General features: G+C 59.9%; 15 protein-coding genes. 2 read left to right on the top strand and 13 right to left on the bottom strand.

Translation table 11 applies throughout. The features are described from left to right. Positions 1-123: 123 nt before the first annotated feature. The 9 genes from secF to HD598_RS03515 form a co-directional block, all read right to left on the bottom strand. On the bottom strand, positions 124-1,125 hold the full coding sequence (gene secF / locus HD598_RS03475; RefSeq protein WP_183663848.1) for a protein translocase subunit SecF: 1,002 nt from the start codon (positions 1,123-1,125) through the stop codon (positions 124-126). Beyond that, positions 1,118-2,884 (bottom strand): protein translocase subunit SecD, encoded by a 1,767-nt coding sequence (secD, locus tag HD598_RS03480; RefSeq protein WP_183663850.1) that lies wholly within the window; start codon positions 2,882-2,884, stop codon positions 1,118-1,120. Before secD ends, secF begins: the two co-directional genes overlap by 8 nt. Positions 2,885-2,967: 83 nt before the next feature. After that, a complete protein-coding gene (yajC, locus tag HD598_RS03485; RefSeq protein ID WP_260170479.1) occupies positions 2,968-3,459 on the bottom strand; it encodes a preprotein translocase subunit YajC in 492 nt (163 codons plus the stop codon). Positions 3,460-3,610: 151 nt separating this feature from the next. Beyond that, the gene (gene ruvB, locus HD598_RS03490) at positions 3,611-4,678 is read right to left on the bottom strand and encodes a Holliday junction branch migration DNA helicase RuvB (RefSeq protein ID WP_183663852.1); all 1,068 of its coding nucleotides are present in this window, start codon (positions 4,676-4,678) and stop codon (positions 3,611-3,613) included. Continuing rightward, positions 4,678-5,301: a Holliday junction branch migration protein RuvA gene (ruvA, locus tag HD598_RS03495; protein WP_183663854.1), complete on the bottom strand. Its 624-nt coding sequence runs from the start codon at positions 5,299-5,301 to the stop codon at positions 4,678-4,680. The genes ruvB and ruvA overlap by 1 nt, the downstream gene beginning before the upstream one ends. 139 nt (positions 5,302-5,440) lie before the next feature. Further along, positions 5,441-6,028 (bottom strand): crossover junction endodeoxyribonuclease RuvC, encoded by a 588-nt coding sequence (gene ruvC, locus HD598_RS03500; protein WP_071893515.1) that lies wholly within the window; start codon positions 6,026-6,028, stop codon positions 5,441-5,443. 4 nt (positions 6,029-6,032) lie between these two features. After that, positions 6,033-6,788, bottom strand: coding sequence for a YebC/PmpR family DNA-binding transcriptional regulator (locus tag HD598_RS03505; RefSeq protein WP_071893514.1), 756 nt, complete (start codon positions 6,786-6,788; stop codon positions 6,033-6,035). 2 nt (positions 6,789-6,790) lie between these two features. Beyond that, positions 6,791-7,405: a pyridoxal 5'-phosphate synthase glutaminase subunit PdxT gene (gene pdxT, locus HD598_RS03510; protein ID WP_071893513.1), complete on the bottom strand. Its 615-nt coding sequence runs from the start codon at positions 7,403-7,405 to the stop codon at positions 6,791-6,793. Beyond that, positions 7,402-8,619 (bottom strand): CapA family protein, encoded by a 1,218-nt coding sequence (locus HD598_RS03515; RefSeq protein WP_311538939.1) that lies wholly within the window; start codon positions 8,617-8,619, stop codon positions 7,402-7,404. The genes pdxT and HD598_RS03515 overlap by 4 nt, the downstream gene beginning before the upstream one ends. Positions 8,620-8,706: 87 nt before the next feature. On the opposite strand from HD598_RS03515, the gene HD598_RS03520 reads away from it, so the two are divergent. After that, entirely contained in the window at positions 8,707-10,749 is a 2,043-nt protein-coding gene (locus tag HD598_RS03520; RefSeq protein ID WP_183663856.1) for a M3 family metallopeptidase, read from the top strand. Continuing rightward, positions 10,746-11,519: a GNAT family N-acetyltransferase gene (locus HD598_RS03525; RefSeq protein ID WP_183663858.1), complete on the top strand. Its 774-nt coding sequence runs from the start codon at positions 10,746-10,748 to the stop codon at positions 11,517-11,519. The genes HD598_RS03520 and HD598_RS03525 overlap by 4 nt, the downstream gene beginning before the upstream one ends. Before the next feature lie 110 nt (positions 11,520-11,629). Here the strand turns inward: HD598_RS03525 and pdxS are convergent, their stop codons facing one another. The 4 genes from pdxS to thrS form a co-directional block, all read right to left on the bottom strand. After that, positions 11,630-12,556, bottom strand: coding sequence for a pyridoxal 5'-phosphate synthase lyase subunit PdxS (gene pdxS, locus HD598_RS03530; protein ID WP_221244719.1), 927 nt, complete (start codon positions 12,554-12,556; stop codon positions 11,630-11,632). Positions 12,557-12,585: 29 nt separating this feature from the next. Beyond that, positions 12,586-13,203 (bottom strand): phosphatidylinositol phosphate synthase, encoded by a 618-nt coding sequence (gene pgsA / locus HD598_RS03535; protein ID WP_183663860.1) that lies wholly within the window; start codon positions 13,201-13,203, stop codon positions 12,586-12,588. Between the two features lie 5 nt (positions 13,204-13,208). After that, positions 13,209-13,760, bottom strand: coding sequence for an HIT family protein (locus tag HD598_RS03540; RefSeq protein ID WP_311538940.1), 552 nt, complete (start codon positions 13,758-13,760; stop codon positions 13,209-13,211). A 66-nt stretch (positions 13,761-13,826) separates the two neighbouring features. Then, positions 13,827-15,953, bottom strand: coding sequence for a threonine--tRNA ligase (gene thrS, locus HD598_RS03545; protein ID WP_183663862.1), 2,127 nt, complete (start codon positions 15,951-15,953; stop codon positions 13,827-13,829). Positions 15,954-15,991 lie beyond the last annotated feature (38 nt).

The raw sequence follows: 15,991 nt of genomic DNA on the forward strand, positions 1-15,991 counted from the left end.
ACCAACACACCCTTTCGCTCTCTGGTGTACCTCGCTATGGGTTCACAAAATCATTGAACCCTTTAAACGCGAATACTGTTTCACCTACTGCGTGAATAGGTGAAACAGTATCGCACTTTAGGTTCAAGAACCTTGAATCCAGGCGGTGGCCTCCGCCTTTGTTGCAGCCACTCGGGCCGCTTGTTCCTTGATGCCCTTTTCGTTACTGCGTAGCGCCGCGTAGAGCGGAGCCTGCACGAAGATGGTGGCCAAGGTTGCCACAATAATGCCCACGAACAATGCCAAGGCAAGGTCGCGCAAGGTTCCCGCGCCCAAGAGGTACGCGCCGATGAACAGAATCGACGCCACCGGAAGCACCGCCACCATGGAGGTATTGATGGAACGAACCAGCGTCTGGTTGATCGCGAGGTTCACGCGTTCGGCAAACGTCGCATCTGTCCGCGACTCGATGTCCTCCGTGTTTTCGCGGATCTTGTCAAAGACCACCACGGTGTCATAAAGCGCGTAGGACAGAATCGTCAAGAAGCCGATGATGGCACTTGGCGTGACTTCGAAGTCAGACAGCGAGTAGATGCCGGCGGTAATGATGACCACTACCAGCAGGCCAACCACGGCCGCGATGGACATCTTCCAGGTGCGGAAGTACAGCGCCATCAAAATGGTCACCAGCACAATGAACGCCACCAAACCGATCAGCGCTTGCTGCGATACATCCTGACCCCACGTTGGCCCCACGAAGGTGGAGGTCACGTTGGAGGTCGGCACACCGTACGCCTCGGCAAGACCCTTAGCCAAGGCCAAGGTCTGGTCGTCGGTCAAACGGTCAGTCTGGACACGCATGGTGTTCGGAGCAATGTTGGTCACGTGCGGCTCAACATCGGCAGCCACCGCGTGAACGGCTTCCTCACCGGGCGCAACATCCGTGCTCTGGACCTGCGAGATGGTGAACTCAGAACCACCACGGAAATCAATACCGAGGTTGAACCCGCCCTTGATCAGTGGCACTGCAATGGACAACGCCACGAGCACTAACGTGATGATGAACCAGAGCTTGCGCTTCTGAATAAACGGGTAGGACTTTTTGCCCGAGTGGAGGTCGTTACCCCACTGTGCGAGATTAGGCATTGTCGGCCCCCTGTCCCTTGTCGTCACCGGTAGTGACGGAAGAGTTGTCTTGAAGACGACGGCGCTCTGCAATCGTCAAGCGTTCGCCGTTGCGTTCCGCTTTGCGTACGTCGCGCAACGATCGCTGCGAGCCGTTAGCTGCGTCGTCGTCCTGGCTATCTGCACTAGCGACACCCTCCGTAGCCGGGCTGCGGAACTTGCCCGCACCCTGATAGAACGGTTCGACGCCAAGCAAGCGCGGATCCATACCGGAGAGCGGGTGTCCCTCGCCAAAGAACTTGGTGCGGGCCAGCAACTGCAGCATGGGGTGCGTGAAGAGGAAGACCACAATGAGGTCGGCGATCGCGGTCAAGCCGAGCGTGAACGCGAAGCCGCGCACATTGCCCACGGCCACGATGTACAGCACCACGGCGGCCAAAAGGTTCACGGCCTTCGAAGCCAGGATGGTGCGGCGTGCACGATCCCAACCCACTTCAACCGCGGCGGTGAGCGGTCTACCGCTTCGCAACTCATCCCTGACGCGTTCGAAGTACACGATGAACGAGTCCGCGGTCAAACCAATGGCCACGATGATGCCGGCGACGCCAGCGAGTGAGAGGCGGTAGTTCTGGACCCAGCCAAGAATCGCGATGGCCAAGTACGTCAGCACACCCGCGATGATGAGCGAGAGGATCGTGACGAAGCCCAGCGCGCGGTACTGGAAGAGCGAGTAGATCGCGACCAGCGCCAAACCGATAATGCCGGCGATCAGACCCATCTTGAGCTGATCCTGACCAAGCGTTGCAGAGATCTGCTGCTCAGACTGGATCTCGAAGCTAATAGGAAGGGCGCCGTACTTCAGCTGCTCAGAGAGCGCTCGGGCGGACTCTTCCGTGAAGCTACCGGTGATCTGCGCGCGGCCGTCAGCGATGACTGCATTGGCCGTTGGAGCGGAAAGCACTACGCCATCAAGAAGGATTGCGAACTGGTTCTGGAAGCCGGTGGCGGAGACCAAACGCTCGGTCACCTGGCGGAACTTGTCTGCACCCTCAGAGTTGAACTCGAGGTTCACGGCCCACTGGCCCGTGCTAATACCCTGGGAGTTGTTGGCCATGCCGAAGGAGGCATCGGAAATGTCCGTGCCGGGAACTTCTACCGGTCCCACAATGTACTTGTACTGCGTACCTGGGTCACACGTGATGGCAGGCTTGGCAGGATCATTCTCGGGGCGTTCAGCGCTCGCGAGTTCGGTGGGGCAATCGTACGCCTCAAACTTCTTGTACAGCGCCTTGGTGATCCAGTTGGTATCAGAGGCGTTGGCCGGTTCCGCGGTGGGTGCAGGAATGTCTGCGTCTGCGGTGCGGTCAGCTGCCGCGGTGGCCGTCCATGGTGCACCCGTGATGACGGGGCGGAACTCCATGTTCGCGGAGGCTTGGATCAGCTCACGAGTCTTGGCGTCCGGAGTGCCCGGCATGGAAACAACCACGTTGCGCCCGGACTGGGTGGTGATTTCGGCTTCCGAAACACCTGTTCCATCCACGCGCTGGCGGATGATTTCCACGGCCTGGTCCAGCTGCTCTTGGGAAATTTGGGAGTCGCCTTGAACGCGCGGCGCCAGAATCATCTGGGTGCCACCTTCAAGATCGAGTGCGAGCTTGGGAGCCCACGTGGTCTGGTTAGTGAATACACCCGCTGCGAGCAGTCCGCCCAGCAGTACGTGGATGATCGCCAACCATATAAGTCCGGCACGCGCGTGGCGGACTGGTTGAGTCAATGCCATCTAACAACAACTTTCACAGTGACGGAATCGAGCGCACTAGTGGTTGGGTTCAACACTCTAGTGCGCTCGATTCTCAGAGAAATTTAGGCCTTGTTTTCGCCGTCGCGACGCGAATCGTCAATCACGCCATCCGTAGCCTGGGTCTCCGTCGCGGAAGGCGTGGAGTCCTCAACTCGTGGCTGCGGGGTGATCGAGGAAGCGTCATCGGGAACCACAACGTTCTCGGTGGATTCCTCAGCAACAACCTCATCTGGGGTGACAACCTGGCCCACCGCTTGCGTGTGCACGGTAGCGAAGTTACCTGGCGAAAGCTCCAGCTCTACCTTGTTGCCGGCCTCGTCAATCGAAACGACGGTACCGAACAGACCGAAGGTGGTCATGACCGTAGCGCCGGGGGCAAGGCTGGACTTGATCTTCTCCTGTGCCTCACGAGCCTTCTTGCGGCCGCGGAACATCATGAAAATCATCAGTGCCAAAGCCGCGAACAGCACCAGCGTGAACGGATCAAAGCCGGTTGCTTGGGTCGTGGAAGCTTGGGCTACAACGGCGAGAGGCGCCACCATCAGGGAAGTCAAGAATTTGTACCTATTCGTCTATCGTCGGCGAGCCGTTACGGTCAGATGCGCGTGAGTTTGGGGTCACATGCAGAGTACGGCCGTGGCCATTCTATAGGTCACACCTTAACGAACCCTCCACGGCTCACGGAGGACGACGACGCAGCTCGCCTTAGTCTTCCGCTTCGGCTTGGTCGTCGTCGAAGGAAATATAGGTCTGCCCGGACAGGATGGCATCCTTCGGCATGGTCAGACCGAGGTGCTCCCACGCTTGCGGGGTCGCGATGCGCCCGCGCGGGGTGCGGCCCAGTAATCCTTCACGCACCAGGAACGGTTCGGCCACGGTTTCAACCGTTTCCGTTTCCTCGCCTACCGCGATGGCAAGCGTGGACAGACCCACAGGTCCGCCACCGAACTTGGTGCACAGAGCATGCAGGACGGCCCGGTCCAGCCGATCCAGTCCCTTCGCGTCGACTTCGTACATATCCAATGCTGCGGAGGCCGCACGCGCATCAATCTGTTCAATCCCGTGCACAAGCGCCCAGTCACGCACGCGGCGCAAGAGGCGGTTGGCGATACGGGGCGTTCCGCGGGAGCGGGAGGCCACTTCATAGAAGCCCGCGGAGTTCACTTTCAAATCCATGAGCATGGCGGAACGGCGCAATACCAGTTCAAGCTCGGGAACCGAATAGAACTCGAGGTGTCCGGTGAAGCCAAAGCGGTCACGGAGCGGGCCAGGTAGTAGGCCAGCGCGCGTGGTGGCACCGACGAGCGTGAACGGTGGAAGGTCCAGCGGGATGGCGGTAGCGCCGGCGCCCTTACCCACCACAATGTCGACGCGGAAATCTTCCATGGCCATATAGAGCATTTCCTCAGCGGGACGGCTCATACGGTGAATTTCGTCCAGAAAGAGCACTTCGCCTTCGCTCAGGGAAGACAAGATAGCCGCTAGGTCTCCGGCGTGCTGGATGGCCGGTCCCGAAGAGATGCGCAGTGGCGCGTTCATTTCGGCGGCGATGATCATGGCCAGCGTGGTTTTGCCCAGGCCGGGAGGGCCGGAGAGCAACACGTGATCGGCGACGCGCTCACGAATCTTGGAGGCTTCCAACACCAGTGAGAGCTGTTTGCGAACGCGGGGCTGACCCACGAAGTCGTCCAGATTCTTAGGTCGAAGCGCAGCTTCAATTACTCGTTCTTCTGGTTCGGCGCCAGAGGCTGTCAACGGTACTTCGTCGCTCATCAGTTGCGTCCTGTTGCGGAGTTACCCAGGGTACGCAACACTGCGCGAAGAATTTCTGGGACGGACCCGCGCTCGGCAATCTCAGGCTCCGTCTCCGGGAACTTTGCCAGCATGCGCTTGGCGTCCTTTTCCGACCAGCCCAGTCCCACGAGCGCCTCGGTAACTTGTGGCTCCCATGGGTTCTCCCCCACGACGACAGAAACGATGCCTTCGTCCTCGCCCGTCGGTGCGAGCTTGCCGGCAAGCTCCAGCACAATGCGCTGGGCTCCTTTGGGGCCAATACCGGGAACCTTCGTGAACGCGGTGACGTCCTTGGTGGTGGTGGCAATACGCACGGCTTCGGCTGAATGTACCGCGAGGATTGCCAAGCCAATGCGTGGGCCTACGCCGGAGACGCTAATGAGGACCTCAAAAACATCGCGCGATCCCCCATCCGCGAAACCGTACAGATTCATGGAGTCTTCGCGGACCACCATGTGGGTGTGCAGCGTGGCTACCTCGCCCACCGTGAGTGCGGCGAGCGTGCTCGGAACTGAATGCACTAGCATTCCGAAGCCGTTGACGTCGATCACCACATGTGACAAACCAACATGGGTAACCGTTCCCGTCAGAGTTGCAATCACGCCTTCACCTTTCACTGTGCTGAGTTTTCACTTTTCTGCGCCTTCAACAAGCTGTGCGCACTGAAGCGACTTCAGAACAGGTAGAACTCAACAACCTTTAGAACACATCTACGAAAACCGTACTCGATGATGAGTGCTTTTAGCGAGAGCGGGTTCGGCGTGCCGTCGCTTCAGCGGCCGCCCAGGCCTTTTGCGCGGGCGTGAGGGCGCTAGCGGAGTGCGAGGACGCGCTGGCTTGGGAGCCCGGCGCTGCACCGCGCCACCCGTGCGTGATCGCCAGGGCAATGGCGTCGGCTGCGTCCGCGGGTTTCGGGACTTCGGTCAACCGCAGAATCTTGGTCACCATCTTGCCCACCGCATCCTTCGAGGCTTGGCCGCTGCCGGTGACAGCGGCTTTCACCTCCGTGGGGGTGTGCAGGGCTACGGGAATACGACGACGCGCGGCTGCGGCAATCACAATGCCTGAGGCTTGTGCCGTACCCATGACGGTAGAGACATTCGTTGAGGCGAACACGCGCTCGATGGCCACCACGTCTGGCTTGTACTGATCAAGCCAGGCTTCAATCCCTTGGTCAATCCTCAAAAGTCGCTCGTCGAGCGGCTGATCGGCGGTAGTGCCAATGACGGTCACGCCGACCAGTTGCGTGCGCCGATTCGTTTCCACGTCGACGCACGCTAAACCGCAGCGAGTAAGGCCGGGGTCCACCCCGACTACTCGAAGGGTCACTGGGTTAGTCTTCGTCCAGCTCGGCCATGACGTCAGCGGAGATGTCTACGTTGGAGTAGACGTTCTGCACGTCATCCAAGTCTTCCAACGCGTCCGCCAGCTTGAGGAACTTGCGAGCAGAATCTGCATCGAGTTCAACCTGCATGGAGGAGACGAATTCAACTTCGTCGGTCTCGTACTCGATGCCAGCTTCTTCGAGGCTAGACACCACGGCACGCAGATCCTGTGGCTCGGAGTGAACTTCGAAGTTCTCTCCGGAGTCCTTGACCTCTTCAGCGCCGGCTTCAAGCACAGCCATGAGAAGGTCATCTTCGGTGAGCTCGTTCTTCGGCAAGTTCACGACGCCCTTGCGGGTGAACTGATAAGAAACGGAACCTGGATCGGCGATCGATCCACCGTTACGGGTCACGGCAAGGCGCACCTCAGAGGCGGCGCGGTTCTTGTTATCCGTCAAACACTCAATAAGAAGTGCGGAGCCCTGTGGGCCACGTGCTTCGTACATGATCTCTTGGTAGTCAATAGACTCACCGGTCAGACCGGCACCACGCTTGATCGCGCGGTCAATGTTGTCATTGGGCACAGAAGTCTTTTTAGCCTTAGAAACGGCAAGTTCCAGAGCAGGGTTGCCGGACATATCTGCGCCACCGGCGCGAGCAGCAACTTCGATGTTCTTGATGAGCTTGGCGAAAGACTTGGCGCGCTTGGCGTCGATGACAGCTTTCTTGTGCTTAGTGGTTGCCCATTTGGAATGGCCTGACATGCCTAAGCTTCCCCTCGTATGATCTTGATGAACAATTCGTGAACGCGGCGCTCCCCCGAAACTTCAGGATGGAAGCTCGTCGCGAGCAGATTCCGCGAACGGACTGCGACAATTCTAGTAGCATCCAGCGCGGGCACCGGGACGCTAGCGAGGATTTCTACGTTCTCTCCCACACGTTCCACCCATGGCGCACGGATAAAGACTGCCTTGAGGGGTTCGCTGAGTCCCTTGAAGTCAATGTCTTCTTCAAATGAATCCACTTGGCGTCCAAAGGCATTTCGGCGCACGGACATATCGATTCCGCCGAACGTCTGTTGCGGGTTTCCCTTGAGATCGTGGGCGGGATCCACAATGTGATCGGCCAGCATGATCAATCCGGCGCAAGAGCCGTAAACGGGAAGACCGTCTGCGATCGCGTCTTTGATGGGCTGCGCAATGTCGAAGGAACGGGCTAACTTGTCGATCGCGGTGGATTCTCCGCCGGGGATGATCAGTCCGTCGAGTCCGGTGAGTTCCCGCGCGCGCCGCACCGGCACGCTGGATTGTCCTAAATCGTCAATCGCGCGAAGGTGTTCGCGAAAATCGCCCTGCAGGGCAAGTACTCCAATGGTGGTCATGGTGTGTAATTATCCTGCCTTGCACCGTCTTCATCCGCACCGAGCTGATTCACGGTGGTTGTGGTGCGTTCCAAACTTGCTGAGTCTTCGGACGACGTGGTGCAGATTTCGTCCGTTCCCAGGGCGCACCAGCGGTCGGGTTCGCGTGCCATGATGTGCGCGGTCCAGGCGGGAGCTTCGGTGTTCCACGTGCCGTCGTCGTCCTTCATAAATCGAAATCGAACCGTAAGTCCTTCGCGGTTCACGGCGAGATCGGTCGCGTGACGGGCCACCGAATTTCCCAGGCCGTAGACCAACCAGGTGCCGTCATACTTCTCGATGGGAAGCACCGAGTGCGTGTGATGTCCGTAGACGGCGTCGAATTCCCCGGAAGCGGCCAGTGCTTTGAACGTTTGTTCTTGAGAAGCCGACGGCGTGGAGACGTATTCGGTGCCGTCGTGTGTCCCGGCGAGCACCACATCAGCCCCGGCTTCGCGCGCTGCTTTGGCTTTCGCAATCATGCGGTCCGTATTGATCATGTCGACCCGCCACGATGCGTCAGCGCGGAGCCCGTTCAGACTGAACGTTCCCACCACAATGGCCACTTTGACGCCGTTGGATTCGAGGACGAGCGGCTCCTCCGCCTCACTCGCCGTCCTATAAGAGCCGGTGGTCTCTAGCCCGGCAGCCTCCAAGGTGTCGAGAGTTCGAACCACGCCCTCGGTCCCCGCGTCGACCGTGTGGTTTGACGCCGTGGAGCACGCGTCGTATCCGGTTTCCTTTAGCGCCTCGGCAATATCGGGCGGAACCGTGAAACTTGGGTATCCGCGGTACGGTCCGCCTTCGGGCGCGAGCGGCGTTTCCATATTGCACACCCCGATGGCTTCGTCGGGAAGCAAGGGTTTGAGACCGGCTAGCAAGGGCGCGAAATCGTAGCTACCGTCGGCCTGTTCGGCGTTCTCCCACAGCGGCGGGTGCAGCAGCACATCCCCAGTCAGTACCACATCCACGCACTCACCCGCACCGCAATCTGACGCCTCACTTTCGCTGCTGTCAGAACTGACGCTGGCCCCGCCGGAACTGAGGGTTGCGCTGGGAGTGGAGCTGGCGTCGTCGTAATTTCCTAGAGAGGACGACGGCGCAGCTTGCTCCCCTGCCGAGCATCCAGTGAGCGCGTTGGTGAGGATCAGGAGGGCTGCCGCGACGTTGCGGGCTGGGTGAGAGATGTTATTCACGTTTCGAGCCTATCGGGAGGAACAGATTCGGCACGCGAGCGGCGCCGTTAGTGGCTGGCGTCCGGTGGGTGTGAAAAGCTGGATGGCATGACCAACGCCTTCTTTGAGCCGCCCAGCAACGAGTACCTCGTTCCTGACTTCGCAGCACTTTCCGCCGCTGACTACGTCGAAGCCATCAAGGAAGGAATCGCGCGTCACACGCGCGAGATCCAAGAGATCGCGCAGGATCCCACGCCTGCAACCTTTGAGAACACTTTTGTGGCGTTGGAGCGTTCCGGAGCTTTGTTACGCGAGGCCGAAATGGCGTTCGCGAACGTGTATCCGGCGCATGGAACCCCTGAGATCCAAGCCGCTTACAAGGAAATCAGCGCGCTCACCACGGCTCATGAGAACGACTCGCTGCAAAATGCCGAGCTATTCCAGCGTTGCTCCGCGGTGGACGCCTCCGCTTTGACGGGCGAGGATGCACGGCTGGTCTCTGAGAAGCTTCGTGACTTCGTGCTTGCCGGCGCCCAGCTGGAGCAAGCCGAGAAGGACCGAATTCGTTCCATCAACGACCGTGTTGCAGAGTTGTCTGCACAGTTCTCCTCGCGAGTGTTGGCCGGCCTGAATCAGCATGCGCTTCTGGTGACGGATGAAGCGGAACTCGACGGCCTTGATGCTTCCCAGATTTCGGCCGCTCGTGACGCTGCCGCCGAAAAGGGACTTGAGGGATGGCTCATCACGCTGTCCTTGTTCTCCGCGCAGCCGGCGTTGTCTTCGTTGACCAGCGCTGAGGTTCGTGCGCGATTATTTGAGCGATCCGTGACGCGTGGTCTGCCGAATTCTGGCGGGATTCAGCCAGTGGGCGACCCTGAAATCGAGACCGAAACTCTGTCCCTCGCTCAAGAAATTGCAACTTTGCGCGCCGAGAAGGCGGGCATTCTGGGGTTTGCGAATTATGCCGAGCTGGCGCTTGCGAAGCAGACCGCGCCTTCGGTTGAAGCCGTCGATACGCAGCTGAAGACCCTCGCCAAGGCAGCCTGGAACAACGCTCTGGCCGAGCGTGAAAAGCTCACGGCGATTGCCGGGGCTCCCGTCACGGCCAGCGACTTCCCGTACTACCTCGAGCAGGTGCGCGCTACCGAGTTCAAGCTGGATACCGCCGCGCTCAAGCCGTACTTCGAACTGGACACAGTCCTGACAAAGGGCGTGTTCTACGCCGCGAACAAGCTCTACGGGCTCACCTTCACTCAGCGACACGACATCCCCGTGTACCACCCGGATATTCGCGTGTGGGAAGTTTTCAACGAGGACGGCTCAGCACTGGGTCTTTTCTTTGGGGACTACTTTGCCCGCTCCACGAAGACAGGTGGCGCCTGGATGAACAGCATCCGTGGCGGCTCACAGTTGGTGGGTGACAAGCCCGTAGTCACCAACACCATGGGCATCCCTCGTCCGCCAGCGGGCCAGCCGGCGCTGCTTACTCTGGACGAAGTGAACACCATGTTCCACGAGTTCGGTCACGCCCTCCACGGTCTCTTCGCGACCGCCACCTACCCGTCGCTGGCCGGCACCAGCGTTCCCCGCGACTTCGTGGAATACCCGTCCCAGGTCAACGAGATGTGGTCGCATTGGCCCGAGGTCATCGAGAATTACGCCGCCCACGTGGAAACCGGCGAACGGCTGCCACAGGAGATTCTGGATCAACTCAAGGCCGCCTCCTTGTGGGGCGAGGGCTTCGCGACCACCGAGTACCTGGGCGCCGCCATTCTGGACTGGGCGTGGCATTCACTGGCTCCCGGAGAGACGGTGACGGAACCCGAAGCGTTCGAGGCCGAGGCCCTGCGCGCCGTGGGATTTGATTCGGCGATTATTGCGCCGCGCTACCGGACGGGCTACTTCCAACACATCTTTGTGCACCAGTATTCAGCTGGCTACTACTCCTACATTTGGAGCGAAATGTTTGACGCAGACACCGTGGAATGGTTCACGGAGAACGGCGGACTGAACCGTGCCGCCGGCGATACGTTCCGCAACGTGCTTCTGGCACCCGGAAACGCTTTGGACCCGCTCTCCCTCTTCCGCACGCTTCGCGGTCGAGACGTGAACCCTCAGTTCCTTCTAGAGCGTCGGGGGCTTGCCGCGTGACCACCATTCGCGATGCCCAGTCCTCGCTGACCGCTTGGTACGGCGACCTCGCTGCTGCTACCGGCGGCCGCACCTACACCAGCAGCGGTTGCCAGTGGGTATGGTTGCCTGCCCGCAATCGTTTGCACCTGATGTTCCCGGATAAGCCGGTGGCCTCAAGCATCAAGCCGGGGCTTGCCGAGGGCGTCCGTCTGGGTGCCCGTGACATTTACGCGTGGGTTAACGCGAGCGTGCGACCCGGTGTCCTGGAAGATTTCGGGTTCCGCGCGGGACCGCCGCTGATGTGGACACACGGCTTGTTGCGCCCCACTCCTTCGGGAAAGCTCTCTGAGTTCAACGTTTCTATCAGCTCCACTGTGCCTGGCGCTCGGGGCGCTGACGTGGATGAGCTTGATGTTGCTAACGGCGCGTGGCCGGTACGGCACGTTCTTGCCGTTGATTCTTCGGGTCAGCCGGTGGGTCGCGGTTTCGCTCGGCGCGGGCCGTCGGGGCTGGTGACGCTGCATAATCTTGCGGTTGCTTCGGATGTACGACGACGCGGCGTGGGTACCGCGATGGTGCGTCGGCTTTTGAGCGAATTTCCGCCTGCAGACGAGAGCGCCGATGGTGCTAGCGAGGGTCAGGAATCCACGAACGGCTCGGCCGGACTTCAAGTGGTGGCGGCTGGAGGCCCGTTGGCTCAACCCTTCTTGCGGTCGTTGGGACTACAACCGCTGGGTGTGGGTCGCCAGCTTCGGTTGACGTTGAAGGATGCCGCGCCTAAGTCCTAGCTGCTAGGAAAAGCGAGTGTCCTTGCAGGTGGAGGACGAGGCTTAACGAGAAGGGCTCTGCACCGGTGCTGAATGCACTAGCGCAGAGCCCTTCGTTGTGTCGGTGGTGTTTACCAGCCGCGTTCTGCCAAGCGGTGTGGCTGCGGGATTTCGTCAACGTTGATGCCCACCATGGCTTCACCGAGACCGCGGGAGATCTGCGCGAGCTGATCTGGGTCATCGAAGAACGTGGTGGCCTTGACGATAGCTGCGGCGCGTTCTGCTGGGTTGCCGGACTTGAAGATGCCGGAACCAACGAACACACCGTCGGCGCCGAGCTGCATCATCATGGCAGCGTCAGCCGGGGTGGCAATGCCGCCTGCGGTGAAGAGCACCACGGGAAGCTTGCCGGTGGATGCGATTTCCTTGACGAGTTCGTATGGAGCCTGAATTTCCTTGGCGGCGACGTACAGTTCGTCATCAGCCATGGACTTGAGGCGGTTGATCTCGGCACGGATCTGACGCATGTGGGTGGTGGCGTTGGAAACGTCGCCGGTTCCTGCCTCACCCTTCGAGCGGATCATTGCTGCGCCTTCGTTGATACGGCGAAGGGCTTCACCCAAGTTGGTTGCACCGCACACGAAAGGAACGGTGAACTTCCACTTGTCGATGTGGTTGGTGTAATCGGCTGGGGTCAAAACTTCGGACTCATCGATGTAGTCAACACCCAAGGACTGAAGGATCTGCGCCTCAACGAAGTGACCAATACGGGCCTTCGCCATCACAGGGATGGAAACGGCTTCGATGATGCCGTCGATCATGTCTGGGTCAGACATGCGGGATACGCCACCCTGAGCGCGGATATCAGCCGGGACGCGCTCAAGAGCCATAACAGCGACAGCGCCAGCATCTTCAGCGATGCGAGCCTGCTCTGGGGTGACAACGTCCATGATGACGCCGCCCTTGAGCATTTCTGCCATTCCGCGCTTGACGCGCGAGCTGCCGGTCACGCCCGTTGAAGCGTTGGATTCATTTGCGGACACGAGTGGTCCTTTCAGACATTCGAGGGGTTCTAATTACTACCGACTCATAGTAGAGCCTGTGTACGTACTTTCCAGACTCGCTGGAGCACCGTGACAACACTAGCAAGAGCCAGCAAGATCAACACGAAACATAACACCCATTCGTTAAGTCCCAAGCCGGTCAGCCCCGTGAACACGAGCGTGAGCACTAGCCGTTCTGCACGTTCAGCGATACCGGTGTTGGCGTCAAAGCCCAACGCTTCAGCCTTAGCCCGCGCGTAGGAGACCAGTGAACCGCTCACCAAGCAGGCGAGAGCGGCGATGCCGATGGCCACGTTGTTGCCGCCCGTGAAGAACCAAATGGCTACGCCGGTGAAGATCGCGCCATCACCCAGCCGGTCCATGGTGGAGTCCAGGAAGCTCCCCCACCGTCCGTCGTTCGTGGACTTGTGCTCTGGCAAGCGGGCCATGATGCCGTCCACCACATCAGAAAAGATGAAGGCGGTGATGACGATGGTTCCCCAAAACAGTTGACCCATCGGGAACAAGATCAAAGCGCCGAGCACGGATCCGAAGGTTCCCACCACCGTGACGGTGTCCGGGGTGACGCCGCGTTTGATAAGAAATCGGGCCAGTGGGGTGAACAGCTTGGTGAAGAACTCGCGAGCGTGGCGATTCAGCATGAGTCTTAGTCCCACGCCTCAGCAATTTGTTGACGCACTTCGCCCAACGTGGCCGGAATGGCCTTGGTTTTGGCGATGATCGGGAAAAAGTTAGCGTCCCCGTTCCAGCGCGGCACCACATGCTGGTGCAGGTGAGCGGCGATGCCCGCACCACCGGAGGCGCCCTGGTTCATTCCCAAGTTGAAGCCGTGAGGATGGGATACCGAACGGATCACCGTCATGGCCTTCTGGGTGATCTGGGCGATCTCCACGGTCTCTTCAGGCGTGAGGTCCGTATAGTCCGCCACGTGGCGGTACGGGCACACCAAAAGGTGACCGGGGTTGTACGGGAAGAGGTTTAGGAGCGCGTACGCGTGTTCACCGCGGTAAACAATGAGACCTTCTTCGTCGGTGCGGCCAGGGGCTGCGCAGAACGGGCAATCGTCCTCACCCTTGACCTGGTCCTGACCGCCCTTGATGTAGGCCATGCGGTAGGGAGTCCAGAGACGACCGAACGAGTCAGGCACCCCGGCAGATTCGAAATCGTCCGTTGCTTCTTGATCCTGTGCACTCGTCACGTGTTCATCCTTCCTGAACTCCCCACCCACATTGCTACTGATGATCAGCTTCCGCTAATGAGTCGCTTAGGACTCGACCGCAGCCGAGCTCGCTACCGCATCCGCGGTTGCTGCCTCAGCCAAGTCTCCGGAAGATGCTGGCGTAACCGCAGCGGCGTCGTCGTCCTCCGAAGTGCGAGCCGGACCGTCCTGCAAGGAACGGGACTGGACCGCAGCAACGATGCGCTCGATCGCTTCCTCAACGGGCACGCCATTGTCCTGGCTGCCGTCGCGGTAACGGAAGGACACGGCGTTCGCTTCGGCATCGTCGCCACCGGCGATGAGCACGAACGGGATCTTGTCCTTGGACGCGTTGCGGATCTTCTTCGGGAAACGATCCGTGGAGTAATCGCCCTCAACGCGGATGCCGCGCTTCTTGAGCTCATCCAAGATGCCCTGCATGTAATCGTTGAACGCTTCCGCCACCGGAATGCCTACCACCTGAACCGGAGCCAACCATGCTGGGAAAGCGCCCGCGTAGTGCTCGGTCAAAACGCCCATGAAGCGCTCCACGGAACCGAACAGTGCACGGTGAATCATGACCGGACGCTGACGGGTTCCGTCTGCAGCCTGGTACTCGAGGTTGAAGCGCTCCGGCAAGTTGAAGTCCAACTGAATGGTGGACATCTGCCAAGTACGACCAATGGCGTCGCGCGCCTGCACGGAGATCTTCGGTCCGTAGAACGCGGCTCCACCTGGATCCGGAACCAGCTCAAGTCCGGACGCTTCCGCAACCTCTGCAAGGGTGCGGGTCGCCTCTTCCCAGATCTCGTCTCCACCCACGTACTTCTCAGGGTCCTTCGTGGAGAGCTCCAAGTAGAAGTCATCCAGTCCGTAATCCTTGAGCAGGCCGAGGACGAAGTTGAGGGTCGAGGTGAGCTCGTCCTTCATCTGGTCCTTGGTGCAGTAGATGTGGGCGTCGTCCTGTGTCATGCCGCGCACGCGCGTCAGACCGTGGACCACGCCGGACTTCTCATAGCGGTAGACGCTACCGAATTCGAACAAGCGCAGTGGAAGCTCGCGGTAGGAGCGGCCGCGGGAGTCGAAGATGAGGTTGTGCATGGGGCAGTTCATGGGCTTCAGGTAGTAATCCTGACCCGGCTTGCGCACCGTGCCGTCTTCGTTGAGTTCCTCGTCCACGTGCATGGCCGGGAACATTCCGTCCTTGTACCAGTCCAAGTGTCCGGAGATCTCGTACAGGTGGCCCTTGGTGATGTGAGGCGTGTACACGAACTCGTAGCCAGCCTCAGTGTGGCGCTGGCGCGAGTAGTCCTCCATGGACTTACGGATGATGCCGCCCTTGGGGTGGAACACCGGCAGACCGGAGCCCAACTCATCAGGGAAGGAGAACAGGTCCAGCTCGGCGCCGAGTTTGCGGTGGTCGCGACGCTCAGCCTCGGCAAGACGCTCTTGGTAGGCTTTGAGGTCTTCCTTGGTGGGCCAGGCCGTGCCGTAAATGCGCTGCAGCTGCTTGTTCTTCTCGCTGCCCAGCCAGTAGGCGGCAGCCGAACGCGTGAGCGCGAAAGCGTTGGAGATGATCTTGGTGTTTTGCAGGTGTGGGCCGCGGCAGAGATCGCACCAGACGGCGTCGCCGGACTTGCGGTCCACGTTGTCGTAAATGGTGATGTCGCCAGCGCCAACTTCAACGCTCACGCCTTCACCGGCGGTGTCCGCTTCGTTGGACTTGTTGAGTAGCTCCAGCTTGTAGGGCTCGTTGGCCATCTCTTCGCGAGCTTGCTCTTCCGTGACCACGCGGCGGCGGAACTGCTGGTTCTGGTTGACGATCTTGAGCATCATCTTCTCGAGGGTCTTCAGATCCTCGGGCGTGAATGGCTCGGCAACGTCGAAGTCGAAGTAGAAGCCGTCCTTGATGTACGGGCCGATGCCCAGCTTGGCATCCGGGCGCAACTGCTGCACGGCTTGCGCCATGACGTGCGCGGTGGAGTGGCGCAGTACATTGAGGCCGTCTTCGGAATCAATGGTCACGGATTCAACGGTTGTGCCTGCTACGAGTTCACGGCTGAGATCTTGAAGGGTACCGTCGACTCGCATCACCACCACCTCTCGCTGTTCAAAAAACAGTTGTGCTCCGGTGGTGCCGGCGTCGACTTGTTGCTCTTGCCCGTCGACGACGATCGAGATTTGCTCAGACACGTATTCCTCTTTTCGTGATCGGCTTCATAGCTTGTGAC

Source organism: Neomicrococcus aestuarii, assembly GCF_014201135.1.
GTDB lineage: Bacteria > Actinomycetota > Actinomycetes > Actinomycetales > Micrococcaceae > Neomicrococcus > Neomicrococcus aestuarii.

Coding starts and splice junctions, on each gene's coding strand:
- secF (WP_183663848.1), bottom strand. CDS start 1,125: ATGCCTAATCTCGCACAGTGGGGTAACGACCTCCACTCGGGCAAAAAG.
- secD (WP_183663850.1), bottom strand. CDS start 2,884: ATGGCATTGACTCAACCAGTCCGCCACGCGCGTGCCGGACTTATATGG.
- ruvB (WP_183663852.1), bottom strand. CDS start 4,678: ATGAGCGACGAAGTACCGTTGACAGCCTCTGGCGCCGAACCAGAAGAA.
- HD598_RS03505 (WP_071893514.1), bottom strand. CDS start 6,788: ATGTCAGGCCATTCCAAATGGGCAACCACTAAGCACAAGAAAGCTGTC.
- pdxT (WP_071893513.1), bottom strand. CDS start 7,405: ATGACCACCATTGGAGTACTTGCCCTGCAGGGCGATTTTCGCGAACAC.
- HD598_RS03520 (WP_183663856.1), top strand. CDS start 8,707: ATGACCAACGCCTTCTTTGAGCCGCCCAGCAACGAGTACCTCGTTCCT.
- pgsA (WP_183663860.1), bottom strand. CDS start 13,203: ATGCTGAATCGCCACGCTCGCGAGTTCTTCACCAAGCTGTTCACCCCA.